Origin of the sequence: Galbibacter kalidii (assembly GCF_026241135.1) — a bacterium.
Taxonomy (GTDB): Bacteria; Bacteroidota; Bacteroidia; order Flavobacteriales; family Flavobacteriaceae; genus Galbibacter.
The window spans coordinates 84,269-110,330 of the sequence record NZ_JAPFGA010000012.1 but is presented as its reverse complement, the minus strand read 5'-3'; the positions used below and the strand labels follow the sequence as shown (position 1 = coordinate 110,330).

The following is a 26,062-nucleotide window of genomic DNA, read 5'->3' as shown; positions in this document are numbered from 1 at the left end:
ATTAAAGCTATCAATCAATTGTTCAAGCCAAATCTTTCGGATTTCATCAACGGGCAGTTGTAGAGTTGGTTGGTCAGTATAATATAAGGTGGTATATTACAATGTTGGTTCCCAGCCTTTTTCATATTCACGTCCCCATAACTTCATGGCATCTTCATCTTGGATTTTTCCGGTTTTCTCATCAATTTTAAACCCTTTATTAATGCGGTATGCAATATTGGTGTAATGCACCATGGCCATACTTGTATTGGCATCATCAATAGGGGCTTTTAGTTTGTCTTTCCCCCGGATGGTTTCAAAGAAGTTAACCATGTGTCTTGTGGATAAACTACCACCTCCACCAAGAGCAGTACCCGCTTCATCAGAGTTTGAGTTGACTTCTTTTATCACTTGACCAGAACGATCCCTGAGGATGTATTTGCCTCTGTCCATGAAAACAGAACCTTCACTTCCGTAGATAATGGTACCACGTCCTGCGCCATAAGTTTGATAAGCATTTCTGCTTTTTCCATCCCATTGAATGATTTTATTGTCTGCAAACTTAAAAGTAGCTAATATAGTATCGTACATTTCCCATCCATCATTTATAAAATGCCTTTTATCACCTTCTACTTCTGCATATTGGGGAAATTCAACCTGTAGCGCCCAACGAGCAATGTCAAGCTCATGTGTGGCGTTGTTTCCGGCTTCTGCGGTTCCGTAGTTCCATCCGTACCAATGCCAGTTGTAATCCCAAGTTTCTTCAGTGTATTCTCTGTGGATTGCCGGTCCTTGCCACAATTCCCAATCAAGTCCTTTTGGAACTGATGTTTTTTTCTGAATAGGGACTTCACCTCGGCCATTACTGTAAAAAGCAACTGCTTTGTATGGAGTTCCAATAACACCATTGTGTATTTGATTGATGATATCCATGGATATGGGGGATGAACGTTGTTGGTTCCCCATTTGCACCACTTTATTATACTTTTTGGCAGCTTTTACAAGAAGTTCATTTTCGTTCATATTATGGCTGGACGGCTTTTCCACATATACATGTTTGCCACCTTTCATTGCGAGGATAGATCCGGGGGTGTGCCAATGATCCGGAGTAGCATTGATCAGGATGTCTACCTCTTTATCGTCGATAACCTTTCTGATGTCATTTTCAAGTTTTGGCTTATAATCAATGCGTTTGGAAATATTCTCCATGGCCTTAAGTCGCTGACTCTCCATTACATCGCACAGATACATCAAGTTTACGTTACTCTCTTTTCTGGCAATAGGCTCATAGTACGCACCAACCCTTCTTCCTAAGCCAGCAATGGCTACATTCAAACGGTCGTTAGCTCCGATAATCCTTCTATAGCTACTTGCAGGCATTCCCATTACAGAACTTCCTACAGCAATAGCTGTGCTGCTTAAGACAGTATTTTTTATAAATTTTCGTCTGCTTTCCATGATGTTATAACGATTTGATTTTGATGTTTTTAAAAGATACTCTGTTTCCGTGGTCTTGTAGAAGGATACTTCCTTTTTCCAGCTCCCCGAAATTTGGCCATACTTTATATTTACTTTCTGAGACTAGTTTGCGATATTCATCGCTCCCTCTCTCGTATTCAAGTACTTTCATTCCGTTTAACCAATGCTCTACATGATTATCTTTAGAAACAATCCTAGCTGTATTCCATTCCCCAATAGGATGAATAGGTTTGTTGATGTTGGCCTGTATTAGATCATATAGAGAAGCAACTGTTCTACTGCCATCATGGTTTCCTAATTTAGCATCAGGATGATTATCGTCGTCAAGAATTTGATATTCCAGCCCGATAGAAGAACCGGGACCTTTATTAATTTCAGTGTCCACATAATATTTAATACCGCTATTGGCACCCTCGGTTAATTTAAAGTCTACTTGAAGTTCAAAATCTCCATAGCCTTTTTTGGTTACAATATCCCCGCCAGCGGCAGCTTCTTTCCCCTCACTTTCTAAAACAGTTAAAACACCATTTTTAATTACCCAACCTTCAGCTGGGAATTCATCGAGTCTGGCGCCTCTCCATCCATCTGTGGTTTTACCGTCCCAAAGCATTTTCCATCCGTTTTTCTTTTCATCGATGGTCAAATTATTTTTGGTAACAACAGGAGAAACTGGGGTTTTCTTCGTGTACTTCTCCAAACTATCGGTAAGGATATTTATGTTTTTCCACATGATTTCGGTGCCTTCTTCATCATCCTTACCAATAGAATGAACTTGTAAGGCAATAAACCCGGAATGTGTTTTGTCGTCTATAAGGTGGGCTGCCGGAACCTCGTTGATCCATGTTTTAATGGTGTCGCCAATAGCTTCAATACGGTAATGGTTCCAATCCCCTTGTTTAAAGGCTTGCTGTGCACTTTTGTTATCCGTTAATGGGAATAGCCACCCACGTCTAGCTTCATCATAAATACCGGCACTCCATGCTCTCCCTGATGGATCTATCTCGATCTGATATCCGTGGACACGCCCATTTCTATATTGAGGGATACTATTACTTCGAATTTGTATACCAGAATTCATGGTGGAATCTACTTTGTAGTCAAGATCTAAGATAAAGTCATCATACATTTTATCAGTAGTCATAAATGAGTTAGGAGTACTGTGTACTGTACTTCCTATTACCACTCCGTCTTCGACACGATAATTGGCTTTACCTCCTTTTTGTGTCCATCCATTTAGATCTTTACCATTAAATAGTGGGATCCAGGGAGTATTGTCTTTAGGAGCATTATCCTGACAACTTGATAGCCCAACGCTTAGGCATATTGCCAAGGCATAATGTTTATAATTCTTGATTTTTGGTTTCATGTATTTGTTTTAATATTGGGATTAGGTGTTAATATCCTGGGTTTTGGGGGAAATCGTTTGATGTTCTATCAATTTGCGTCAATGGTATAGGACGTAAACTGTGATAATCTTGAATAAAAGAAGCTGCTTGCGGATTGTGCATTTTTACACGTTCTACTAATTTACCGGTGCGTACAAGATCAAACCATCTTTTTCCTTCCTGAGCTAATTCCTTTGCCCTTTCTTCTAGTATGATATCAATATCTACAGCAGTGATGGGAGGGAGGGCGGAATCATCATCTACACCATAGGCTCTTTTTCTAACTTCGTTAAGGTAGAATAAAGCTTTGGTTTGGTCTGGAGACGATTTTAACGCATGAGCTTCAGCGGCTATTAAATAAATTTCAGCTAAGCGGTATGCTATAAAGTCTCTTCCTCCAGACACTTCATTGGCTGATGCTCTGTTTGGTTGAATCCACTTTTTGCTTGACGGATATGTTTTTTCAGTATACTCATCTTGATTATAGATGCTTTCACCATATGGTTTTGTGTCTTTTTCTGCTTGTGATAAAGGAACGCGAGGTAAGTACACAGCAGTGTCTCCTACCGCTACCCCAGAAGGAGCGGAATCGGGATTGTTGGCATAATAAACTGTGACAAAGGTTGCATCATACCTTTGGTCTTCCATATCGTATAAGTCTAATAAATAATTTGTAGGTCTGAACCTTTTCCACGGTCTACCATTAACAACATCCCTTTTCATTCCCGGTAATTTATCATATTCCATCAAAAAGAATAAGTGTGCAGGGTTTCCACCGTTGTCATATTCAAGTTCATCGGCAAATTGGGTTGACCAAATGACTTCACTGCTTTCTTCATTATCGAGTTCCCATAACTCTGAAAAAGAATTCACTAAAGAGAAAGGCCCGTTATTTATTATATCCTCAGCATAAGTAGCTGCTTGATCATAGTTTTTACGTGTAAGGTACAAGTCGGCTAATGTAGATTTTGCAGCCCAAGAAGTTGCTCTTCCAAAATCGTTTTGTACTCCTGGTAAATTTTCCTCGGCAAATTTGAGGTCTTCAATTATTTTAGGGTACAATTCATCCAATGCCATTCTATGTGCTTCAGTTTCGGCAGTTTTGGTTTCTTCGTCGGTATAGTGTACCGGTCCCCAAATTCTTACAAGCCAATAATAGAAATAAGCTCTTAAAAACCGTGCCTCTGCAGTTACTCTGGTTAATTTTTCCGGATTATTGACAATAGCGTCCGGGGATCTGCCAATTACGGTATTGGCAGCGTTGATACCTTTGTAAAATTCATCCCAGGATTCCCTTACAACCCTAGAGCTGGCATTTAGGTCAGAATCATAGGTGTTGAAGTATTTAAATCCTCCATCGGAACCGTTTGTGTATGTGTCTGTTCCATAGGCAATAAGTGTCCACCCAGTTTCTCTATTAGTGTCGTCTCTTCCGTCGGGGCTATTCCCAATAAAGAGCCCAAGCGAAGCATAAGCCCCATTTAAGGCAAAATCTATTCCTTCTTCATCTATAAAAACCCCGTCACCTGTTAAGTCTCCGGTAAGTTCTTCCTCTAAAATATCACTACAAGAAATGAGTGACAATATTGCGAATATGTATATTATATTTTTTTTCATGATTATTTGCTTTAAGGTTTGACTAAAAGGCCGCATTTAGACCAAATAAAATGGTTCTTGGCGATGCAATAAAATCATCGCCGCTACCAAGTTCAGGATCAAAACCTTTTAAATCGGTTTTTGTAAATATGAGTGGGTTTTGTGCAGATGCATAAAACCTTAAACTCTCCATGCCTAAAATTTTGCTTACCTCTTGATTTAAGGTATAGCCCAAGGTGATGTTACGAACTCTTACAAAAGAACCATCTACATAACCTAAAACACCATTGTCCAAAGGCCTTTCCCTATTGGTATTGGGACGTGGATATTTATTGTTTGGATTCTCAGGTGACCAATAATTCAGGTCTAGATCGTTGTACCTTCCAAAAATGGTGATATTATCTAATGCTTCAGAGCGAGTAATATTTCCTTGACGCGTATATAATGTTACTAAAAAATCGAAGCCTGAATATTCCATTTTACTGGTAAAACCACCAATCCATTTAGGGTCTAACTGACCAAGAATTTTTCTGTCGTCATCATTTAATTCTCCATCGTTATTAAGATCCGCTAGTTTAATGTCTCCCGGTCTTCTTCCGAAGCTGCTGGCAGCATCATTTTCGTCGAGTTGCCAAATACCATTAAAAACACGGTCGTAGTATACACTAAGTTGTTCACCAATAAACCAACCATTTCCAACATCATCGGTTTCGCTATCTAAAAGCTTTACAATTTCACTTTTATTAGTTGAAAAATTAAAATCGGTAGTCCATTTAAATTTATCTGATTCAATATTTATAGTGCTTAATACTAGCTCTACTCCGGAGTTTTTAGTTTCTCCAACATTTTGAAGGATGGAAGAAAAGCCTGAGGTAGAAGGTAAAACCCTATTTAATAATAAATCGGTTGTTTTTCCGGTGTAATAATCGATACTTCCAGATATTCTGTTTTTGGCAAAGGCATAATCTAAGCCAATATCAAAAGTAGTGGTGGTTTCCCATTTGAGATCGGGGTTGGCGATCTCTTCTGGTTGAAAACCATAAGCAGGATTTCCCCCAAAAGAATTCTCAAGTCTTTTAATACTTCCAAATGTTGAGTAGGGATCAATAGGATTTCTACCCACCTGACCGTAACCTGTTCTTAACTTAAGATCGCTTAAGACGGTTTGATCTTGAAGAAAATCTTCTTGGATAATTCTCCATGCAATAGATGCAGAAGGGAAAAACCCCCATTTTTTTCCTTTTGATAGTTTTGAAGAACCGTCATAACGTCCGGTAAGTGTCAGGAGGTATTTATTTTTGAATCCATAATTAACACGTCCCATATAAGATACCCAACCTTCAGTTTCCAAAGAACTATCACGATTATCTACCTGAGAAGCATCACTTAAATTATTAAATGTCTGGCTATCGTTTGCAAGTCCTGATGCTTGAAGATATAAACGATCTCTTTTTGTTTCCTGAAAACTATAAAGAAAAGTAGCATCAACTGAATGGTCTTGTCCAAATATCTTGGAATAATTCAAGATGTTTTCTATGGTATATGCTGTGTTAACCCTTGTTTCTTTTGATGCTTGCGATAAGCCTCCGGTGCGGCTACTGGATAAGGAGGCACGAAAATCATTATCAGTAACAGATTCAAATTGTGGTTGAACATTAAGCGTATACTTCAAACCATCTAAGATTTGATAACTCGCAAAAATGTTAGCAAAATATCGGTAGTTTATAGTTTCGTCGATATAATTCCCCGGAGTTTCATTACTTAATGGGTTCCAATTCAATCCATCTGCAAGAGGATCAAGTGTAGCAACTCCGTTTTCATCAAAAGGGGTAGCCAAAGGCGAGTACCTCATTAGATCCTGTAAATCGTTGTAATTGTTTCGTTTTGAAAAATTGGCTTGTTGCGACAGTCCGATCTTTAGTTTATCGGATGCATTAATATCGAGGTTTGCTCTAAACGTATATCTTTCATAATCAGCTAAATTATAAACCCCTTCTTGATCAAAATAACTAAGGGAAAGATTATATCTTATTTTTTCTGAACCTCCTGAAACCCCTAATTGATAATTGATTTGTTGTCCGGAACGTGTTCCCAAATCTAAAAAATCGGTATTTACCCCATCTTGATAGGCTGCTAATTGTAGTGGCTCCAGCGAACTTTCGATAGAAGGTAATGGTAATGTGCCGGGAATAAGACCTTGTTCTTCTTCCATTCCCGCTCTTCGTGCTTCACGTCTTATGTTTACATAACCATCGGCATCAAGGAGATCGTAATTCTCAGAGATGTCAGCAAAACCATAATAAGTATCAAAAGTAAATTTAGTTTTTCCTACTTTTCCTCTTTTAGTTGTAATTAAAATAACCCCATTAGCTCCTCTAGCACCATAAATAGCTGTTGAAGAAGCGTCTTTTAAAACTTCTACAGAAGCAATATCGGCAGAGTTTATATCATTTAAACTTCCTTCCATAGGGATACCATCTACAACAATTAAGGGTTCGTTTGAAAAATTAAGAGAGCTTCTTCCTCTAATTAGTAAGCTGGGTGAAGTCCCTGGAGAAGCACTTGTTACCCCTACATCCAGTCCGGCAACTTTACCTGCCATGGCATTAAAAGCATTACCTTCTTTTGTAGAGTTAATATCATCACCGGAAATAGAAGAAATAGCTCCTGTAACATCGGTTTTCTTTTGAGTTCCGTACCCTATTACAACAACTTCATCTAATGCTGCAGCTCTGGTTTTCAGAGTAATTTGAATGCTATTTTGTCCGGCAATAGGGACTTCCTCAGTAGAGAAACCAACAAATGATATTACCAGCGTAGCATTTGGGTTGGAGACTGTTAATTCAAAGTTACCGTCAAAGTCGGTTTGGGTTCCATTTTGTAGGCCTTTTTCCAGAACAGTAGCTCCTGGGAGTGGCAATCCTTCAGCATCTAGAACAGTTCCGGTTACGTTCCATTCTTGTGACTGTTGAAAACCTTTAGCATGTGAGAAATTTGTAATTCCTGTGCAGAAGATAAAAAACAGCAAAAACACATTTTTTCGGTAGTGCTCGATAGCAAAACCATAAAATGCAGTTTGTTTAAAGTGTTTCATAATTTAAAAAGTTTTTAAGTTAGTAGTGTTTTGTTAGTTTTTAATGTGTACGTACACATTCTTAATCATAAATGTTCATTTTGCAATTTTTTTGTTAGTGTTTAGTTTAATTTTTATTGATATAGTTGCCTATTTTTCGCCCAAGTTAACATTTTTTTTATAAAAAAGTAATTTTAACTATTAAAAATAAGGTACGTATATCATTTTTATATACGTAAAAAATTAGGTGTTGTTTTGACATTTAATCATTATTTTGTAAGTATAATTGATTAATATGAATGTATTGCAAGGAAGGAAATAGAAGAGTGTTGATTACCTACATAGAAACCACATCATCATCATTATAATACATTAAGTTTTCTTGGGTAATAATATCCAACGGCAGGTATTTTTCTGAAGGCACCTGTTTCTCGAGCACCAAGTGCTTGTAGAAACTTTCTAATGCTAGATATCCTTGATTTTCAGGTCTTTGACCTATTAAATAATTGATAATCCCTTTTTTGAGGTATTTTACATTGTTGGCAATTAAATCGTTCCCTATCAATTTTATATTGCCCATGGTGTCTACATTAGACTCAATACATTTTGCAACATAGTGGATCATAGAACTTGGGACAAAAATACCGACAGTGTCATTGTCAGGATTACATGCCTGTGTTAAACATTCTTCCCAATTTGCACTTCCTAAATGAATGTTGTTTTCTGTTAATGAGATGTCTGCAATAAAATCACTGTTGTAAATGTAATCTTTAAAGCCTTCAATTCGTTGCTGGAGTGTTTTGTTGTGATTTTCATTATTTTTAATAGTAATGATAGATATGGTTCCTTGTGCTTTTATTTCTGAACACATCAATTTAGCGGCTAATTTTCCACTTTGGAATGCGTCCTGGCCGATAAAACTCAATGCATTGCTATTTGGTATATTAGAGTCTATAAGGCTAAAAGGGATGTTGGCTTTTTCTAGTTTTTTGGTGAGTTTTGCAGCTTCGAAGTTGATTACCGGGGCGAGGATAACACCATCGGGTTTGAGTTTTATAAGCTCGTCAGCCTTTTCTATAAAAGAAGGTACAGAGTTTTGGTCGAAATATAAAATCTCTAGTTTTATTCCAAATTTACTCAAATTCTTTTCAGCCATTTTTATTCCCTTAGACGGCATCTCCCAATATTCACCTTCAACAAAAGAAGGGACAAGCGCAATAATATCATACGATTTGTTTAGTACCAATCCACGTGCATAAATATTAGGCTGGTAATTTACTTTCTTGATTATTGCTGATACTTTTTCTTCGGTCTTTTTGGAAACCTTGCCACGTTTATGGATTACTCTGTCTACAGTTCCCAGTGATACGTTGGCTAATTTGGCTATTTCTTTTATTGTCAAGCTTCTGTTCTTTCTTAGTTCAGCGACTAAATTAATAAAATTAAATGAATGAGGTTCGTTAACACTAATTCTTAGCTTTGGTTTCTATAGTTTTTTGGTCAAGAGTACAATCTTTTCATTGTTAAAGTTGGTGCAGAAGAATAAATAAATATCTCCACCATCTTGAATCTTGGTTTTTTTGCGTATTTGAGCTACACTTTCCGGAAAATTCCTTGTTGTAATATGGGCTTTATTGTTTGGTAAAACTTTCTTTAAAGCTTTCTTATTGTATGACAAAACTTCTTTTATAATAAAGCTTCTGCCGGGGAAGTCAATGGCTTTATCGCTGGTATAAAGATGAGTATTGGGGTGCAGCTTATTTAGCGATAACTTTTTTGCTATTGTATTAAAACCTCCACTTTTTAAAATAGCCGCGTTGGGTTCGTATAGATATTTACTAGGTAAAGTTAATTTAAGGGGAGAAGCAGCCTCATTGGATAGTTTAAAACTGAAATAGTCATTTCCTTGTTTCTTTATGTTGATGGTCTTAACAGAGATATCGTCCGTTTCTTGCCTGTTATCCAATAGCCATAGCAGTTCTTTCACCTCGTTGTTTACAGCGACAACATGAATTTCTTTTACCTTGTCCAGCTCTTCAATACCCTTGGTGATATCCAAAAGGGGGGAGGTTTTCACCATAACCCTATCACTCTTCTCAAATAGTTGAGGAAGGATTTTGGTCATGTCCGGCAAACAATCCTGTAGTAAAAACACCTTATTTTTCACCAAATCCCTTCGGGAAGGATCGATAAAAATACAATCAAAAGTGCGTTTGCTTCCGGTAAGGAAATCGAGTCCGTTTTCAGGGATGGAATGAATGTTGCTTTTTCCTAAAATTTTAAAATTGTAACCGGCGATTTCTGACAATTCTTTATTGATTTCACAGTGAAAAACTTCATCAAAATGTTCCGCAAAAAAATAACTGTCAACCCCAAATCCCCCGGTAAGGTCAAGAAGGGTTTTTCCGCTTACCAAACGAGCTTTATATCGTGCAGTCTCTTCTGAAGAAGTTTGCTCCAAATTGAGTTTGTTGGGATAGTAGATAAGATCAGTTTTAAACCAAGTAGGAAGTTTCTTTTCTGCTTTTTTCTTAGATTCTATCTGTTCGGCGATCTCTTTAGTCGTTACATCTTTGAAATGTGGGTTTTTTAACAAAAATGACAAGATGTCAGTAGTTAAATTTTTTGATATAAAATCTTGTACACCAGTATATAAAATATTTTTATTCAAAGTATTATTTTAAGTTTTTCGTAAACTTTTTTACAATAGTATTTTCTGATAAAAATTCCCTTAAAATTACCTTTATGGCCGTATAAACAGGTACGGCGAGTATCATCCCGGTTACACCAAAAACAATTCCTGAAATGATGATGACTAAAAATATTTCGAGTGGATGTGACTTTACACTACTGGAAAAAATAAAGGGCTGACTGATGAAATTATCAACCAGTTGTCCGATGACAAATCCAATCAAAACATAGATGGCTTTTGGAAGAATAACCGTACTGAAATCGGCTCCTAAATTACTCGTCATGGCAAGCGAAACCATCAGTATTCCTCCGATCAACGGACCGACATAGGGAACTAGGTTTAAGAGGGCACATAAGAAAGCGATTACAATGGCATTTTTGATCCCGAAAATCAATAAAACAATGGTATAGATAACAAACAAAACCGTGATTTGAAGCAATAATCCAATAAAATATCTTGACAGTAAATTTTTTATGGATTCCATAGAATTTATTACATGTTTTTCTTGGTCATCCGGTACAAAAGTGAGTAATCCGTTTTGAAATAGTCGGCTATCCTTCAAAAAAAAGAACAAAATGAAAATAATACTGAACAAGGCAACGCTAAACGAACCAATACCGCCAAGAATGAAGTTAAACAGGTTGGGAATGGCAGAAAGGTCGATGTTTGAAATAAATTTAGATTTTGTGATGGATTCTTGAAGGGATTTTTCAAAATTAAATTGATGGAGGTTGAAATAATCCGCCATTTGAATATATAAATGTTGCAAATTTCCTTTGAGATCTTCAATGTCCAGTAGGGAAAGATTTCTCCCTTGTTCGACTATCAACGGAATAAAAAGGCTTATAAGCCCTGCCAAAAAGGCAACCATCAGCGTCATGGTGGTTAAAACTGCTATGTTGTCATTGAATTTACAGCGTATTCTAAGGAAACGTACCAACGGCCTTCCGATAAGGGAAATAACAACTGCGATAATGATATAAGCGATCACCGCTTGAATTTTATACAGGAAATATAATAATAGCGCAATACCTACAAGAATAGCGATGGCTCTAAGGATACCTTTCGAGATTGTTTTTGAATTCATTTTTTTGGTATAGTTAGTTAAATAGGCTACCTCAGGGCAGGCCTATAAAAATATTAAGTGAAATTACCTTGGCTTATTTTAATGCAGAACATCAAAGGTTTAAATCCATTTAATGAGATAAAATTAAAGAAAATGCGTCTAAAATCTACGAATTATAATAATTAGTTAATTCATAAAGATGTACTGATCAGTTTTCAAAAGCGTATTGAATAATATTGGCGCCCATTTGCAAAGCTATTTGTCGCACATCTTCGGGATCCTTGTGTACTTCGGGGTCTTCCCATCCATCTCCCAAATCAGTTTCATAGGTAAAAAGCAAGATCAAGCGGTTGTTGTCAAATATCCCTAAGGCCTGAGGTGGTTCCCCGTCGTGCTCGTGTATTTTTGGGATGCCGTTTGGGAACTTATAGGTTTGGTTAAAAATAGGATGGTTTACGGGAACTTCCATAAGTGTTTTGTCCGGAAATACCTTGGCGATTTCTTTTTTGAAAAAAGGAGCCATTCCGTAGTTGTCATCGACATGTAGAAAACCACCGGACAGCAAATAATTGCGTAAGTTTTCAGCTTCAGTTTCAGAAAAAAACACATTTCCGTGTCCGGTCATGTGGATAAACGGATATTGAAAAATATCAGAACTGCCGGTTTCCACGGTCTCCGGTTTGTCTTTTAAGGTGGTATGGATGTTTTTATTGCAAAACTCGATAAGATTGGGAAGCGCAGTAGGATTGGCATACCAGTCCCCGCCGCCATTGTATTTTAGTAGGGCAATTTCCTGTGAAAAAGAGAAGGCTGAAAAAAGAAATAAGGCGTAAGATGTAAATTGGGAACGTGTCATAATATTCAGTAGGAATGATTGCTTCTATTGTCAATAATGGTTACGATAAAAAGAGTGTTATTTATTATTTTGTAAATTAATGAGTTGTTTTTGTCTATTGGGCATTTGTGATACTGCAACAGCTTGGATTTTGGACAAATTTCTTCAAAAGTCCGAACTCTTTCTACTAAATCAATAAGGTTTTTATCGAATTGAATAGCAATTGAAACGTCCCATTCCAAAATCAAATAATCAATGGTTCTGTAATAATTGCGCAGTGATTCTTCAGACCAAACGACTTCCATTATTTAATTTTTTCATTCAGATAATCTTTCATTTTCTTTATAGCTTCTGAATGTGGGACAACCCTTCCGTTTTCTATATCATCTTCCCCTTTTTGAATATATGCTGCTTGTTCTTCAGAAAGAGAGTTGGCCCAATCCTCATCTTCCAAATAATCGTGTTTGAACAGCAAATAATCCAAATATTTATCCAATTCGACTAAAATACTTTCAGGTAATTTATCGATACGTTTGTTTATTTTTGATGCAGTGTCCATAGCTTTATTAAAATTTAGCTATGCTAAGATACCCAAAAAAAAGTGAAATTTCTTGATTTTGTGCCAAAGCCAATTTTTATACGTATAAATTTTATATTTTTGTCGTATTATTGAAAGAAAATAAAAAATGGATGCAAAAGTCACCTTGTCATTCGACAAACAGGTTATTGAAAGAGCAAAAGCGTATGCCGCAGAGCACAACATTAGTCTTTCGAGGCTTACGGAATTTATTTTCAAACAAATAACCAGTGAGCAATACCAAACCCTGGAAGATATGCCTATATCTGATTGGGTTCACAGCGTTGCCGAAGGGGAAGTAGAGTATCAAAAAACACCTTCCCGTAAACAAATGAAGTCCGAGTTTTTAAACTCCCGTAAATGAAGGTTTTTGTTGATGCCAACATTTTGGTGGCTGTGCTGAACAAGCAATATCCGTTGTTTCCATTTGCTGCACGGGTATTGAGTCTTTCTGATTCAAAAAATTATGAAGTGTTTACCTCGCCTATTTGCCTTGCAATTGCTTTTTATTTTGCCGAAAAGAAAAGTGGTTCGAAGAAAGCCAAGCAAAAAATAGCATTGCTGTCTGAAAAATTAAAAATCGCTTCAGCTGATGGAAACGCAGTAAGGTTGGCATCAAAAAATCCAGCAGTGAATGATTTTGAGGACGGATTGGAATATTATTCAGCCGTAAACTCTGGATGTGTGATGATTGTTACTGAAGATGTTGGTGACTTCCACTTTTCTGAAATCCCGGTGTATAATTCTGAAACATTTCTAGCGCAACTCCCTAAGTAATTTTTAAAAATTGATTTACTTTTCGTTAGTAAACCCAATACTATGACATGCCACAATAGCTGCTGTTTCAGTACGCAATCTGTTTTCTCCCAAAGAAATGGGGATAAAGCCCTGTTGAAGTGCTAATTCGATCTCTTTGGTTGAAAAATCGCCTTCAGGACCTATTAAAATAAGAGTGTCTTCAGCAGCTTTAACACGGTCTTTCAGGCTTGCTTTCTCTTCTTCCTCACAATGCGCTATGAATAACCGTCCGTCGAACTTGTTTTCCGTAAGAAAAGTGCTTAGCTGAACGGCTTCATTTAGTTTAGGGAGGTAGCATTGCAACGATTGCTTCATGGCAGATTGCAAGATCTTTTCGTAGCGTTCCGGCTTGATAACTTTCCTTTCCGAATGGTCGCAGATAATCGGTGTGATTTCATCAATGCCTATTTCAGTAGCTTTTTCCAAAAACCATTCATAACGATCATTCATTTTTGTCGGGGCTACGGCCATATGCAAATGGTAATCCCTCTTGGGTTTCATTTCAGAAGAAACAATAGAAACCGTGCAGTGCTTTATGTCAGCCTGAATAATTTCAGCTTTAAAAAGCCATCCTCTGCCATTGGTAATAAAAAGTGTATCACCCTCCTTTTTTCTCAACACTTTGCTGATATGCCTGCTTTCTTCTTTATCAAAAGCATATTGTTGAGGGGGCTGCTCAATGTCCGGGGCGTAAAAAAGCTGCATATGCGATGGTTTATGCGTGATCGATAGCAAATCGCGCTTTTGCGGTTGTTTTTATATCAGCAAAATCGTCATTAAGGAATTTGTAGTATCCTACAATCCCGATCATGGCTGCATTGTCTGTTGTGTATTCAAATTTAGGGATATAGCTTTTCCATCCAAAGCGTTTTTCACAATCTTTCATGGTTTTTCTGATGCCTGAATTGGCAGAAACCCCGCCACCTATGGCAATTTGCTTGATCCCTGTTTGTTTAGATGCTTTTTTTAGCTTGTCAATAAGGATATCGATAATCACATGCTGAATCGAAGCGCAGATATCATTTAAATTTTCCTCAATAAATTTCGGGTTTTCCTTGGTTTGCTTCTGAATAAAATACAAAACAGCGGTTTTGAATCCGCTAAAACTGAAATTGAGGTCTTTCACTTTCGGTTTTGGAAACGAAAAGGCTTTTGGATTCCCTTCTTTTGCATATTGATCGATCAAAGGTCCGCCGGGATAGGGGAGTCCCAATATTTTAGCCGATTTGTCAAAGGCTTCGCCTACGGCATCGTCAAGGGTTTCGCCTATCACTTCCATATCAAAATGACTGTTTACCTTCACGATCTGTGTGTGTCCGCCGCTTATGGTCATCGCCAGGAAGGGGAATTCCGGCATAGAGGTTTCCGGTTCTTTTATAAAGTGTGCCAGGATGTGTGCTTGCATGTGGTTCACCTCGATCAAGGGGATGTTCAACCCCAAGGATAAGGATTTGGCAAAAGAAGTACCCACCAACAGTGATCCCATTAATCCGGGTCCTCTTGTAAAAGCTATGGCAGATAATTGTTTTTTATCGATATTTGCCTTACTCAATGCTTGATGTACTACCGGAACAATGTTTTGCTGATGTGCCCTGGACGCAAGCTCGGGTACAACGCCGCCGTATTCTTCGTGAATTTCCTGGCCGGCAACAACATTGCTCAATACTTTATCGTTGTGGAGTACAGCGGCAGAAGTATCATCGCAAGAAGATTCTATAGCTAGTATGTAAACATCATCCTTATTCATGCTATCTTTGGAATGGAATTTGAATGCAAAGGTAAAACATTAAGAACTATCAAAAAACTGAAGAAAATATTAATTAGAACGGTGCTTGTCCTGTTCCTTTTATTGGTCATGGCAAGCATATTCCTTTCTTTGCCTTTTGTTCAGACTTCGCTGGCCAATAGGGCCACCAACTATTTAAATGAAACTTTTGGTACACATATCACCATAGACAGACTTCATTTTATGCCGTTTTTAGGAGATGTAAATGTTAATGGGGTATATGTAGAAGATTATAAAAAGGATACGCTTATTTATATTGATAAGCTGAATACTTCCATTTTGAGTTTGTCAAATATTGCAAAAGGCGATTTGGAGTTCGGTAGAATTAATGTTGACAATCTGCTGCTGAACATGAAGACTTATAAAGGGGAGACTGATACAAATTTCAATATTTTCATAGACAAACTCGATAGCGGTGAACAGAATCCAGAAAAAACCTTTTTGATGACTTCTTCACATATCTCAGTAAAAAATAGTGAGTATAGATTGATTGATGAGAATAAGGAGGCACCGGTTATTTTAGGTTTGGAAAATTTGCATATCGAAGCAGATGATTTCAGTGTTGTGGGACCAAAGGTGAACATCGGGGTTGATGAATTGGACTTTACCACTAAAAAAGGGGTGATCGTAAAGCGATTACAAACCGATTATTCGTATGACAAAAATGAAATGCGACTCGATAATTTGTCCATTGAAACCCAAGAATCGCTTATTAAAGGAGATCTAAGTTTTAATTATCAGGTTGAAGATTTCCAGGATTTTTTAAACAAAGTAAAACTTTCAGGTCAATTTGTAGAGTCTACGGTGGCTTTGGACGAGGTCAACCTTTATTTTAATGAGTTTGGTAGGGGACGTATGGTGGAATTGTCGACACAGATCAATGGAGTGTTGAACAAACTTGAACTGAAGAGTCTGGACATGACTTCAGAAAACACACATATTGATGGAAATTTTGTTTTCAATAATATGTTTGAGAAGGATAAGAATTTCAGTATTGATGGTAACATTCGCAATGTCTCTTCAAACTACTATCAGCTCACCAGTTTGTTGCCCGATATTTTAGGGAATGCCTTGCCGTCGTCGTTTAGCAGGTTGGGGCAATTGAACGTAAACGGACGTGTAAGGATCACCGAAGAATCTGTTTATGCCAAGGTGGATATGAGTTCAGATATAGGAAAGGGCTATTCAGATCTTACGCTTACCAATATCGACAACATTGACAACGCCTCCTACAAGGGATTTTTATCACTTCAGGATTTTGACCTCGGGACTTTTATTGAGAATGAACAACTTGGAAAAACCACACTCGATGTGGATGTGGACGGGAAAGGTTTTGATCAGGAATCGCTTAACACAGAAGTTATCGGAAAAATAATCACAGTGGAATATAACAGTTATGAATACAAAGGTGTTAATGTTTCGGGAATTTTAAAAGATCAGCTTTTTGATGGGACTGTCACTTCGAGAGATGAAAACTTTGATGTGGACTTCAAAGGATTGGCAGATTTGTCGGGAGTAACCAATGAATTTAAGTTTGTGGCCTCGGTGAACAGGATGGATTTGAACAAACTCAATTTTGTGGAACGAGACAGCGTTTCAGTCTTCAAAGGAAATATCATGGCCGATATGGTGGGAAACAATATGTATGATTTGGAGGGAGAGGCCTATTTCCGAAAAACCAATTATACCAACCAAAACGACAGTTATTATTTTGAGGATTTTTCGATAAGTTCGGTTTATCAAGGTGAAGAACGGATCATAAAAGTAAATTCCCCGGATATCATTACGGGCGAGTTGAGTGGAAAATTCAATATCAAAGAACTCGGCAATTTGGTGAAGAACTCGGTAGGAAGTATTTATACCAATTACAATCCGGTGGAGATTTCAGAAGGACAATATGTCGATTTCAATTTTAAGATCTACAACAAGATTGTCGATGTGTTCTTTCCCGAGATTGAGTTTGGTAGCAATACCTTTATCAAGGGAAGTATGGCCGCAGATGAAGGAGATTTCAAATTGGAGTTTAACTCACCAATGATCAACGCCAATGGGAATATCTTTGACAATATCCAGATTCAGGTGGACAATAAAAACCCACTTTACAATACCTATGTGGAAGTCAATAGTATTGAATCTGATATTTATGATGTAACTGATTTTAACCTGATCAACACCAAGATTAACGATACACTTTTCTTTAGAACGGAATTTAAAGGAGGGGAGGAGTTCAACGATATTTACAACCTTAATTTTTACCACACCTTCAATGACAAACAGGAATCGATTATTGGTTTAAAGCGATCTGAACTTGGGTTTAAAGGTCGTGATTGGATTATCAACGAAAATAATGATACCGATAACAAGGTGAGTTTCAACAAAACGCTGGACACCATCAACATTCGGCAAGTGGTTATGAATTATGAGGAAGAACAAATCCGTTTGGAGGGAACGCTTATCGATAGTACCTATAAAGATATTGACTTGGAGTTTGAGAAAGTGACCCTGAGTCAGATCATGCCCGATATTGATAGCCTTAAGTTAGATGGTGTTGTTGACGGCTATTTCAATATTTTACAGCGAAATAAAAATTATACCCCCTCTTCGAATGTAAAGATCTCCGATTTTAAAGTTAACGATTTTGAATTGGGGAACTTGTTCTTGTCCATTATCGGAAACGACAACCTTAGCCAATTTGGGGTAAACGCAAAAATTGTGAATGAAAACTCGAGGGATGCGTTGAATATTTATGGAGATATTTTTTCTTCTGAAAAGGATACAAGACTGGATCTAACAGCCAATTTGGAAAGCCTCAATCTGAGGCCATTTAGTCCACTGGGAGGGGAAGTTATTTCCAATATGAGAGGACTGGCATCCGGGAAGTTTAAGATTACCGGGGCTGTAGAAAACCCGGAAATGAACGGATCCTTGCAATTGGTCGATGCAGGGATGAAAGTGCCTTACCTGAACGTGGATATGGATTTTGATAAGGTGGCAAATGTCAATTTGGAAGGACGCTCTTTTAAATTTGATAACATCACCCTTGTCGATACGCGATACAGGACAAATGCCACATTGAATGGTTCGATTACCTATGACCATTTTAAAGATTGGTATCTCGATCTGTATTTAGATACGGGAGGAGATCGCTTTTTGGTGCTGAATACCGGTCCGGATGAAGATGCACTTTACTACGGAACAGGATTTATAAGCGGGGATGCTCAGATATACGGACTCACCAACGAGATGATCAATATCGATGTGAATGCCCGCACAGAAAGAGGAACTACTTTCATTATACCGGTGAGTGATGTTACCGAAATAGGTGATACTTCCTTTATTCATTTTATAGAGAAAGATGAATCGGGCGAAGGAGCCGGACAACGCGAGTTGGCAGATGTGCAAGGTATAGAGATGCAATTTGACCTGGATGTTACGCCACAGGCGGAAATAGAGATCGTTATCGACCCTCAGACCCGTAGTACTTTGCGGGGAACAGGAGCGGGGAACCTTTTGATTGAGATCAATACCAACGGAAAATTCAGGATGTATGGTGACTTTATCACCTATACGGGAGATTATAACTTTAAATACGGAGGGTTTATCAATAAACGTTTTATCGTACAACCCGGAGGGACTATCAACTGGGAAGGAGACCCATTGGATGCCGATGTAAATATTTCGGCTAAATATTCTCTGTACGCAAACCCGGCCGTTTTGTTGGACAATGCGCAGATCACCCGAAAAATTGAAACCGATGTGTATATCAATCTTCAAGGGCAATTGATGCAACCCACCTTGGATTATGAAATAAAATTCCCAAGCACCAATGCGGTGATCAATGCGGAATTACAATACCGGTTGGACGATAACGCCAAAAGGGAATTACAGACGTTTTCACTCTTGTCGCAAGGGGTGTTTCTAAACGAGCTGAACATCAGTCAGACAGCCGTAACAGGAAATCTGGTACAAACCGCCTCCAGCCTTTTCAATCAGGTGCTTAATGCCGGCGACGGTAAGTTTGATGTAGGTGTTTCTTATGAGATCGGTGAAAGAAATCCGGAATTGGATTACGCCACAGAAGATCGTTTGGGAGTAACTGTTTCTACACAAATCAACGACCGTATTTTGATCAACGGAAAAGTAGGAGTGCCGGTTGGCGGCGTTACCGAAACGGTAGTAGCAGGTGATGTTGAAGTCCAAATATTGCTGAACGAAGAAGGTTCACTCACGGCAAGAATATTCAACAGGGAAAACGAAATCCAGCAGTTTTTTGCCCAGCAACAAGGCTACACACAAGGAGTCGGACTTTCCTATCAGGTAGAGTTTAATACGTTCAGGGAGTTGATGAAAAAGATCTTTGAAGGAAATCCGAAGAAAAATACACAGCAGCCCGAAGAAGTAGTGGAAGAGGAAGACGATTCGATGGGGAATGGTTTGGTGAATTTTAGGACGAAGAAGGCAGAGGATTGAAAAACACCATGCTTCAAAAAAACAATTGTTAAGACTTTTAATCAAAAATCAATCTAACGAATATCATCTAAATCCCACTAAGAGGGGCTTACCTTGAGGTAGTTGATTTTAGGGCGGGATTTTTACTATCTTTGTATTATGATAGCAATTAATCAGTATATCAATGAAATAAGGGCATTGTGTAAAACTCACAATGTGGAAAAGTTATACCTTTTCGGATCTGCTACTAACGATGATTTCTCACCTGAAAGCGACATAGATTTTTTAGTGAAATTCAAAAAAATTGACTTAGCTAAATATTTCGAGAATTATATGGTTTTAAAAGAGAGCTTGAAAAATATATTTAATAGGGAAATTGATTTAGTAGAGGAACAAACCTTAAAAAACCCTATACTGATTAAGTCTATTAACAAAAGTAAAGAGCTAATTTATGGATGAGCGGATTTTAAAATGGCTCTATGACATTAAATTTGCTATCTCAGAAATTGAATCTTATTTCGACGGAAAGGAAATGGACTTTTTTGAATATCAAAAAAACACCATGTTAAAAAGAGCTGTTGAGAGGGATTTGGAAATCATTGGAGAGGCAGTAAATAGAATTCTTAAAACCGATAGTACTTTTGAAACTTCAATTTCGGACGCCAAAGCCATAGTTGGTCTCAGGAATCAAGTGATTCATGCTTATGACAGCATATCAGATGAAAACATTTGGGCAATAATTTTAAGTCATCTTCCTAAATTAAAGATGGAAATTGAAAAACAGATAAGCGAAAATGAATGACGAAATGATAACCATTAACTGATAGAAATTCCATCCCGAAGCTTCGGGACAAGCATCAAATTCCAAAAACCTTAATTGAAAAAACAAAAAAATATATTACTCTTTTTATTGGTAATCCTTATTATCGGTTTTTTAATTCCTCAGAATTTAAAAATGCCGGTGAATAAAGCAACTAAATCGGATTACAATTCAAAATCGTTTTGGTATTTCCCTTGGGGAAAATCAGTAACCCATAAAGGAGTTGACGTTTTTGCAGAAAAAGGAACTGAAATCAACGCTGCTACAGCCGGATTGACTTTATATTCGGGAAAAATAGCAGTGGGTGGAAATATAGCTTTGGTTCTTGGTCCAAAGTGGAGATTGCATTACTATGCACATATGGACGAATTAAACACCTCGACTTTATCTCTTGTCGATCATGAAACAATCATAGGAACTGTGGGGGCAAGTGGAAACGCAGTCGGAAAATCGCCTCATCTGCACTATGCTATTTTAACTTTGATTCCATATTTTTGGAGAATCGACTCTGACAAACAAGGTTGGAAAAAAATGTTTTACTTGAATCCGATTGAATATTTTGAAAACTAAAACAACTCTATGAAAAAGTGGAGAAAAGCAACATCCAAGCCAAAGAAAATAGAGTTTTCAGAAACTGACCGAATTGGAAAGTACGAACATATTGCGGTTGATTTTTTTGATAAGATCATTGGAATTGATTTTTACGATTGCTTTGTCTCGGATGAAAGCTCTTTATATGATTTTGATTCAGAGTTTCTTTTTGATTTGGAAAACGATGAAATCCTAAAAAAAATTAAATCTGAATACGGAATTGTACCAAAAAGTGAAGCCTGCATTCTTGTAGATATTTTTGAACAAATTGAAGGGGAAGCTGATGGTTGACAATGGTTTTTTAAAACCAACTTCAAAATTTAATGAAAGAAATCCTTAGAGCACATATAGAAGAAATTGTTCAGCTTACTGATGATGAGTTTGCTCGTGTTTTACCACATTTCATACCAAAAACATTCAAAAAGCATCAAATTGTAGTGCATCAGGATGATCTGGTAAAGTATAATTTTTTTATTCTGAAGGGGCTGATGAAATCTGCAAGAATCACTTCCGATGGCAAAGAACATATTATGCAATTTGCTATGGAAAATTGGTGGATTACCGATTTAGAAGCTTTTCACAATGGAACCAATTCCAAGTTTACCATTGATTGTTTGGAAGATACCACGACTTATGTCATAACATTGGAGAGCAAACTTAAACTTTGTCAAGAACTCCCCAAAATGGAACACTTTTTCCATGTTAAGACCACAGCAGGTTACATTGCCCTGCAAAAGAGAGTACTTTGCTTTATTAGCAGCAAAGCTCAAGACCGATATCACAATCTTTTGGAACAAGATCCAATGCTTATCCAACGCGTTCCCAAAGTAATGATAGCTTCTTTTTTAGGGGTTAGTAGGGAAACCTTGAGTCGGTTTACCCCTTGAATTAGTGTGATAAATCTCACATCATATCTGTGACAATTGTCCTGTATTTCCTGTTTGATTCACCATAGTTTTGCTCTGTAAAGTTTATTTAGAAATCAACTACCTCGGGGGTAAGCCTGTCTGCCGACAGAGGCAGGCCCACGAAGTATTCAAACGAATAAACCTTAACTCATTTCGATGCAGAGCATCGGGGAAACTTGCCTGACGGCAGTCAGGTTAAACCCACTTAGTGGGATTAAAAAAGGAAAATTATGAAATTTAAAAATTTAGGAAACTCAGGATTGAAAGTCCCTGTGCTCAGTTATGGTACTGCTACTTTTGCCGGTACGAATGAGTTTTTCGGGAAATGGGGAAAAACAGATGTCAAGGAAGCTTCCCGTCTCATAGATATTTGTTTAGAACACGACGTAAATTTCTTCGATACAGCCAATGTTTATTCACAAGGTGATTCTGAAGCTGTACTGGGAGAAGCTCTAAAAGGCAGAAGACAGGAAACTATTATTTCTACTAAAGCTACATTTCAAATGGGTGGTGGTGTGAATGATAAAGGCTCTTCCCGTTTTCATTTAACCAAAGCTTTGGACGACAGCTTAAAGCGATTGCAAACCGATTATATTGATTTGTATTTCATGCACGGATTCGACAAGGATACTCCTATCGAGGAAACCTTGAGAACCTTGGATAATATGGTTTCGAGCGGAAAAGTGCGTTACATTGGTTGTTCCAATTTTGCGGCATGGCAATTAATGAAGTCCCTTTCCGTTTCTGAAAAATTAAATCTGGAAAAGTATATTGTATATCAAGGATATTATTCATTGATTGGTAGGGATTATGAGCAAGAATTAATGTCGCTTTTGCAGGATCAAAACATGGGACTTATGGTGTGGAGTCCACTTGGTTGGGGTCGCTTAACCGGAAAAATCAAACGGAATAAAGCTACGGAAGATGGTAGGATAAAATCCGGTGGTGATGTGGGGGCTCCTCCTGTTAATGAAGAACTGATTTTTGATGTGGTTGAAGTTTTGGAGCGAATTGCAAATGAAAACAACAAAAGTATTCCGCAAGTTGCTATTAACTGGTTGCTTCAAAACGCAACAGTTTCCAATATCGTAATAGGTGCCCGAAATGAAAAACAACTGATAGATAACCTGGAAGCCGTTGACTGGTCCCTTCCTGAAAAAGATTTTGAGGAACTGAATCAAATAAGCAAACAACCTATGATTTATCCACATTGGGTTGGGGAAAGGTAAAATTGAGCTTTAGACAATATTGTTTCCTACGTCCTAAGTCTTGAAATCTTATGTCGAAAAACAATCAACACTTGTCAACAACATACTTTAAACCAACTTTTAAGTTCTAATTATTTGTAAATCAAATATTATAATCATAAATTTGCACTCCTTTTTGCAACCCCAAGGGGGAAAAGGGATTGAAGATCAATTATTTTAAAAACAATCTTCTGTTGTTAATTGTTGCTAACCTCTTGATTTAACACAGAATACAAATTTTTATCAGCAGATGGCTGAAACTAAAGAAAAAAAAGAAAAAGCTACGAAGCAGGCTGAGGAAACAAAGGCTGCTGAAGCAAAACAAGAAGTAAAAGAAACTGTTTCTCCGGAAGAGTTTCTTGAGAATTTCAACTGGCACCGATACGAAGAAGGTATTGAGCAGGTTGAAGATTCAAAATTAAAAGAATTCGAAAATCTTGTTGAAGAGAATTTTGTAGATACGGCAGACGAGGAAGTTGTAGAAGGAACCGTAGTTCACTTGACAGACAGAGAGGCGATTATTGATATCAACGCAAAGTCTGAAGGTGTAATCTCTTTAAACGAGTTTCGTTACAATCCAAACCTTAAGGTTGGAGACAAAGTTGAAGTTTTAATCGACGTTCGCGAAGATAAAACAGGGCAGTTGGTATTATCTCACCGTAAAGCCAGAACTATTAAGGCTTGGGATCGAGTAAATGACGCCCACGATAAAGGAGAGATCGTAAATGGTTTTGTAAAATGCAGAACCAAAGGAGGTATGATCGTAGATGTATTCGGTATCGAAGCGTTCTTACCGGGATCTCAAATAGATGTGAAGCCTATCCGTGATTATGATGCTTACGTAGGAAAAACAATGGAATTCAAAGTGGTTAAGATCAATCACGAATTCAAAAACGTTGTGGTATCTCACAAAGCACTTATCGAGGCTGATATCGAAGAACAGAAAAAAGAAATCATCGGACAGCTTGAAAAAGGTCAGGTACTTGAAGGTACCGTTAAGAACATCACTTCATACGGGGTGTTCATCGACCTTGGTGGCGTAGATGGTTTAATCCACATTACAGACCTTTCTTGGTCACGTATCAACCACCCGAACGAAGTGGTAGAGCTTGATCAGAAATTAAACGTTGTGATCCTTGACTTTGATGATAACAAATCAAGAATCCAATTAGGTCTTAAACAATTACAGAAGCATCCTTGGGAAGCCCTTGGTGAAGAAGTTAAGATCGGTGATAAAGTAAAAGGTAAAGTAGTTGTTATAGCAGACTACGGTGCGTTTATCGAAGTAGCCGACGGTGTTGAAGGATTGATCCACGTTTCTGAAATGTCTTGGTCAACTCACTTGCGTTCCGCTCAGGATTTCGTAAAAGTTGGAGACGAAGTAGAAGCAGTGATCCTTACTCTAGACCGCGAAGAGCGTAAAATGTCACTTGGTATCAAACAATTGACGCCTGATCCATGGACAGACATTACTTCTAAATATCCTGTAGGTTCTAAACACACAGGAATCGTTCGTAACTTCACCAACTTTGGTGTGTTTGTAGAATTGGAAGAAGGAATCGACGGATTGATTTACATCTCTGACCTTTCTTGGACTAAGAAAATCAAACACCCATCTGAGTTTGTAAACGTAGGGGACAAACTGGAAGTAGAAGTATTGGAATTGGATGTTGAAGGACGTAAGTTAAGCCTTGGTCATAAACAAACTACAGAGAACCCATGGGACAAGTACGAAACAGAATTTGCTGAAGGTACCGTTCACACTGCGGAAATCGCTGAGATTGTTGACAAAGGAGCAACTATAGATTTCAACGAAGATATCGTTGCTTTTGTTCCTTCTCGTCATTTAGAGAAAGAAGATGGCAAGAAACTGAAAAAAGGAGAATCAGCAGACTTTAAAATCATTGAGTTCAACAAAGAATTCAAAAGAGTTGTAGCTTCTCACACAGCGATCTTCAAAGAAGAAGAAGAGAAAAATGTAAAAGCGGCTGCAAAACGTAGCAACCAAGCAGAGAAAACTACGCTTGGAGATGCTAATGCAGAGCTACAAGCATTGAAAGATAAAATGGAAGGGAAGAAAAAATAATTCTTCACCGTTCATTTAAAAGCAAAAGGCTGTCTCGAAAGAGGCGGCCTTTTTTTGTTGACATAAGATTTCATAACATGGGGTTTGAAAAATCATCCCGACCTAACTCTCCCGTCCGAGACAGGGAGGATTCAAAAGGTAGTTTACAATTAATTTTTAATACATTTATCTTTCCAAAGCAGTACAAAAGAAAAATGGCTTACGATACAAAACTTGCAGACCGGATAAGAGAATACCTTGTGAAATTCCCCAACCTCAAAGTTGAGGAAAAGAAAATGTTTGGCGGACTTGCTTTTATGGTAAACGGAAAAATGTGCGTTAACGTAAGCGGAGAAAACTTAATGTGTCGTTTTGACCCTAAATTAACACAAGACATAGCCAAAAAAAGAGGTTATATGCCTGTGATAATGAAGGGGAGGGAGTATGAAGGGTATTGTTATGTTGAACTGATAGGGTTTAAGAATAACAAAGATTTTGAATTTTGGGTTGAATTGTGTTTGAGTTTCAATGACAAAGCAAAATCATCTAAGAAATAAAGGCTGAAGGATATTCAGAAAAAACTTAGTGTTAAAAATCTAATCATTATAACATTCTGGTTATTTAACTAATCTATTTTCCGTAAATTCGTTAGCGCATAAATTAATTTATTGAACTAAAATGGAATAACGAGAGTAATTCCACCTGCCTGCCGGCAT

23 protein-coding genes are annotated in these 26,062 nt (G+C 37.6%); 11 read left to right on the top strand and 12 right to left on the bottom strand.

Features of this window, described 5'->3' with window-relative positions:
* Window positions 1-96: 96 nt before the first annotated feature.
* The 10 genes from OOZ15_RS13005 to OOZ15_RS12960 form a co-directional block, all read right to left on the bottom strand.
* On the bottom strand, window positions 97-1,437 hold the full coding sequence (locus OOZ15_RS13005) for a Gfo/Idh/MocA family protein (RefSeq protein ID WP_265956856.1): 1,341 nt from the start codon (window positions 1,435-1,437) through the stop codon (window positions 97-99).
* Window positions 1,438-1,441: 4 nt separating this feature from the next.
* Window positions 1,442-2,824, bottom strand: coding sequence for a 3-keto-disaccharide hydrolase (locus OOZ15_RS13000; protein WP_265956855.1), 1,383 nt, complete (start codon window positions 2,822-2,824; stop codon window positions 1,442-1,444).
* 28 nt (window positions 2,825-2,852) lie between these two features.
* Window positions 2,853-4,460, bottom strand: a complete 1,608-nt coding sequence (locus OOZ15_RS12995; RefSeq protein ID WP_265956854.1) for a RagB/SusD family nutrient uptake outer membrane protein — start codon at window positions 4,458-4,460, stop codon at window positions 2,853-2,855.
* Window positions 4,461-4,482: 22 nt separating this feature from the next.
* A complete protein-coding gene (locus tag OOZ15_RS12990; RefSeq protein ID WP_265956853.1) occupies window positions 4,483-7,533 on the bottom strand; it encodes a SusC/RagA family TonB-linked outer membrane protein in 3,051 nt (1,016 codons plus the stop codon).
* A gap of 316 nt (window positions 7,534-7,849) precedes the next feature.
* Window positions 7,850-8,914 carry a substrate-binding domain-containing protein gene (locus OOZ15_RS12985; RefSeq protein ID WP_265956852.1) on the bottom strand — a complete coding sequence of 355 codons (1,065 nt, stop codon included), beginning with the start codon at window positions 8,912-8,914 and terminating at the stop codon, window positions 7,850-7,852.
* A gap of 84 nt (window positions 8,915-8,998) precedes the next feature.
* Entirely contained in the window at window positions 8,999-10,117 is a 1,119-nt protein-coding gene (locus OOZ15_RS12980; protein ID WP_323053900.1) for a class I SAM-dependent methyltransferase, read from the bottom strand.
* Between the two features lie 70 nt (window positions 10,118-10,187).
* Window positions 10,188-11,291: an AI-2E family transporter gene (locus OOZ15_RS12975; protein WP_265956850.1), complete on the bottom strand. Its 1,104-nt coding sequence runs from the start codon at window positions 11,289-11,291 to the stop codon at window positions 10,188-10,190.
* Between the two features lie 187 nt (window positions 11,292-11,478).
* Complete coding sequence (locus OOZ15_RS12970) at window positions 11,479-12,126, bottom strand: DUF4159 domain-containing protein (protein WP_265956849.1); 648 nt, start codon at window positions 12,124-12,126, stop codon at window positions 11,479-11,481.
* Between the two features lie 5 nt (window positions 12,127-12,131).
* Window positions 12,132-12,410: a type II toxin-antitoxin system RelE/ParE family toxin gene (locus OOZ15_RS12965; protein ID WP_265956848.1), complete on the bottom strand. Its 279-nt coding sequence runs from the start codon at window positions 12,408-12,410 to the stop codon at window positions 12,132-12,134.
* Complete coding sequence (locus OOZ15_RS12960; RefSeq protein ID WP_265956847.1) at window positions 12,410-12,664, bottom strand: hypothetical protein; 255 nt, start codon at window positions 12,662-12,664, stop codon at window positions 12,410-12,412. The genes OOZ15_RS12965 and OOZ15_RS12960 overlap by 1 nt, the downstream gene beginning before the upstream one ends.
* 127 nt (window positions 12,665-12,791) lie before the next feature.
* Between OOZ15_RS12960 and OOZ15_RS12955 the strand changes: the two genes are divergently transcribed.
* Both OOZ15_RS12955 and OOZ15_RS12950 read left to right on the top strand, forming a co-directional pair.
* On the top strand, window positions 12,792-13,046 hold the full coding sequence (locus OOZ15_RS12955; protein WP_265956846.1) for a DUF6364 family protein: 255 nt from the start codon (window positions 12,792-12,794) through the stop codon (window positions 13,044-13,046).
* A complete protein-coding gene (locus tag OOZ15_RS12950; RefSeq protein WP_265956845.1) occupies window positions 13,043-13,459 on the top strand; it encodes a PIN domain-containing protein in 417 nt (138 codons plus the stop codon). Before OOZ15_RS12955 ends, OOZ15_RS12950 begins: the two co-directional genes overlap by 4 nt.
* A 15-nt stretch (window positions 13,460-13,474) precedes the next feature.
* Here OOZ15_RS12950 and OOZ15_RS12945 read toward each other — a convergent pair whose 3' ends face one another.
* Window positions 13,475-14,185, bottom strand: a complete 711-nt coding sequence (locus OOZ15_RS12945) for a 16S rRNA (uracil(1498)-N(3))-methyltransferase (protein WP_265956844.1) — start codon at window positions 14,183-14,185, stop codon at window positions 13,475-13,477.
* A gap of 10 nt (window positions 14,186-14,195) precedes the next feature.
* Window positions 14,196-15,227: a tRNA (adenosine(37)-N6)-threonylcarbamoyltransferase complex transferase subunit TsaD gene (gene tsaD, locus OOZ15_RS12940; protein ID WP_265956843.1), complete on the bottom strand. Its 1,032-nt coding sequence runs from the start codon at window positions 15,225-15,227 to the stop codon at window positions 14,196-14,198.
* Window positions 15,228-15,239: 12 nt separating this feature from the next.
* Here tsaD and OOZ15_RS12935 point away from each other — a divergent pair, with 12 nt between their 5' ends.
* The 9 genes from OOZ15_RS12935 to OOZ15_RS12895 all read left to right on the top strand — a co-directional run bounded on the left by OOZ15_RS12935 (window position 15,240) and on the right by OOZ15_RS12895 (window position 25,903).
* Window positions 15,240-19,736 carry a translocation/assembly module TamB domain-containing protein gene (locus OOZ15_RS12935; protein WP_265956842.1) on the top strand — a complete coding sequence of 1,499 codons (4,497 nt, stop codon included), beginning with the start codon at window positions 15,240-15,242 and terminating at the stop codon, window positions 19,734-19,736.
* Window positions 19,737-19,874: 138 nt separating this feature from the next.
* A complete protein-coding gene (locus tag OOZ15_RS12930) occupies window positions 19,875-20,174 on the top strand; it encodes a nucleotidyltransferase family protein (RefSeq protein ID WP_265956841.1) in 300 nt (99 codons plus the stop codon).
* Entirely contained in the window at window positions 20,167-20,517 is a 351-nt protein-coding gene (locus OOZ15_RS12925; RefSeq protein WP_265956840.1) for a HepT-like ribonuclease domain-containing protein, read from the top strand. Before OOZ15_RS12930 ends, OOZ15_RS12925 begins: the two co-directional genes overlap by 8 nt.
* Window positions 20,518-20,592: 75 nt before the next feature.
* Window positions 20,593-21,105: a M23 family metallopeptidase gene (locus OOZ15_RS12920; protein WP_265956839.1), complete on the top strand. Its 513-nt coding sequence runs from the start codon at window positions 20,593-20,595 to the stop codon at window positions 21,103-21,105.
* 9 nt (window positions 21,106-21,114) lie between these two features.
* The gene (locus OOZ15_RS12915; RefSeq protein WP_265956838.1) at window positions 21,115-21,417 is read left to right on the top strand and encodes a hypothetical protein; all 303 of its coding nucleotides are present in this window, start codon (window positions 21,115-21,117) and stop codon (window positions 21,415-21,417) included.
* Window positions 21,418-21,449: 32 nt separating this feature from the next.
* Window positions 21,450-22,013, top strand: coding sequence for a Crp/Fnr family transcriptional regulator (locus tag OOZ15_RS12910; protein ID WP_265956837.1), 564 nt, complete (start codon window positions 21,450-21,452; stop codon window positions 22,011-22,013).
* A 251-nt stretch (window positions 22,014-22,264) separates the two neighbouring features.
* On the top strand, window positions 22,265-23,263 hold the full coding sequence (locus tag OOZ15_RS12905; RefSeq protein WP_265956836.1) for an aldo/keto reductase: 999 nt from the start codon (window positions 22,265-22,267) through the stop codon (window positions 23,261-23,263).
* 268 nt (window positions 23,264-23,531) lie between these two features.
* The gene (rpsA, locus tag OOZ15_RS12900) at window positions 23,532-25,367 is read left to right on the top strand and encodes a 30S ribosomal protein S1 (RefSeq protein ID WP_265956835.1); all 1,836 of its coding nucleotides are present in this window, start codon (window positions 23,532-23,534) and stop codon (window positions 25,365-25,367) included.
* 194 nt (window positions 25,368-25,561) lie between these two features.
* Window positions 25,562-25,903 carry a TfoX/Sxy family protein gene (locus OOZ15_RS12895; RefSeq protein WP_265956834.1) on the top strand — a complete coding sequence of 114 codons (342 nt, stop codon included), beginning with the start codon at window positions 25,562-25,564 and terminating at the stop codon, window positions 25,901-25,903.
* The last annotated feature ends 159 nt before the right edge of the window (window positions 25,904-26,062 follow it).

What these genes read in the sequence shown, in the direction of transcription:
- OOZ15_RS12970 (WP_265956849.1), bottom strand. Translation starts at nt 12,126, where the DNA reads ATGACACGTTCCCAATTTACATCTTACGCCTTATTTCTTTTTTCAGCC.
- OOZ15_RS12945 (WP_265956844.1), bottom strand. Translation starts at nt 14,185, where the DNA reads ATGCAGCTTTTTTACGCCCCGGACATTGAGCAGCCCCCTCAACAATAT.
- OOZ15_RS12965 (WP_265956848.1), bottom strand. Translation starts at nt 12,410, where the DNA reads ATGGAAGTCGTTTGGTCTGAAGAATCACTGCGCAATTATTACAGAACC.
- rpsA (WP_265956835.1), top strand. Translation starts at nt 23,532, where the DNA reads ATGGCTGAAACTAAAGAAAAAAAAGAAAAAGCTACGAAGCAGGCTGAG.
- OOZ15_RS12935 (WP_265956842.1), top strand. Translation starts at nt 15,240, where the DNA reads ATGGAATTTGAATGCAAAGGTAAAACATTAAGAACTATCAAAAAACTG.
- OOZ15_RS12910 (WP_265956837.1), top strand. Translation starts at nt 21,450, where the DNA reads ATGAAAGAAATCCTTAGAGCACATATAGAAGAAATTGTTCAGCTTACT.
- OOZ15_RS12975 (WP_265956850.1), bottom strand. Translation starts at nt 11,291, where the DNA reads ATGAATTCAAAAACAATCTCGAAAGGTATCCTTAGAGCCATCGCTATT.
- OOZ15_RS12930 (WP_265956841.1), top strand. Translation starts at nt 19,875, where the DNA reads ATGATAGCAATTAATCAGTATATCAATGAAATAAGGGCATTGTGTAAA.
- OOZ15_RS12915 (WP_265956838.1), top strand. Translation starts at nt 21,115, where the DNA reads ATGAAAAAGTGGAGAAAAGCAACATCCAAGCCAAAGAAAATAGAGTTT.
- OOZ15_RS12950 (WP_265956845.1), top strand. Translation starts at nt 13,043, where the DNA reads ATGAAGGTTTTTGTTGATGCCAACATTTTGGTGGCTGTGCTGAACAAG.
- OOZ15_RS12995 (WP_265956854.1), bottom strand. Translation starts at nt 4,460, where the DNA reads ATGAAAAAAAATATAATATACATATTCGCAATATTGTCACTCATTTCT.
- OOZ15_RS12955 (WP_265956846.1), top strand. Translation starts at nt 12,792, where the DNA reads ATGGATGCAAAAGTCACCTTGTCATTCGACAAACAGGTTATTGAAAGA.
- OOZ15_RS12990 (WP_265956853.1), bottom strand. Translation starts at nt 7,533, where the DNA reads ATGAAACACTTTAAACAAACTGCATTTTATGGTTTTGCTATCGAGCAC.
- OOZ15_RS13005 (WP_265956856.1), bottom strand. Translation starts at nt 1,437, where the DNA reads ATGGAAAGCAGACGAAAATTTATAAAAAATACTGTCTTAAGCAGCACA.
- OOZ15_RS12905 (WP_265956836.1), top strand. Translation starts at nt 22,265, where the DNA reads ATGAAATTTAAAAATTTAGGAAACTCAGGATTGAAAGTCCCTGTGCTC.
- OOZ15_RS12895 (WP_265956834.1), top strand. Translation starts at nt 25,562, where the DNA reads ATGGCTTACGATACAAAACTTGCAGACCGGATAAGAGAATACCTTGTG.
- tsaD (WP_265956843.1), bottom strand. Translation starts at nt 15,227, where the DNA reads ATGAATAAGGATGATGTTTACATACTAGCTATAGAATCTTCTTGCGAT.
- OOZ15_RS12925 (WP_265956840.1), top strand. Translation starts at nt 20,167, where the DNA reads ATGGATGAGCGGATTTTAAAATGGCTCTATGACATTAAATTTGCTATC.
- OOZ15_RS12960 (WP_265956847.1), bottom strand. Translation starts at nt 12,664, where the DNA reads ATGGACACTGCATCAAAAATAAACAAACGTATCGATAAATTACCTGAA.
- OOZ15_RS13000 (WP_265956855.1), bottom strand. Translation starts at nt 2,824, where the DNA reads ATGAAACCAAAAATCAAGAATTATAAACATTATGCCTTGGCAATATGC.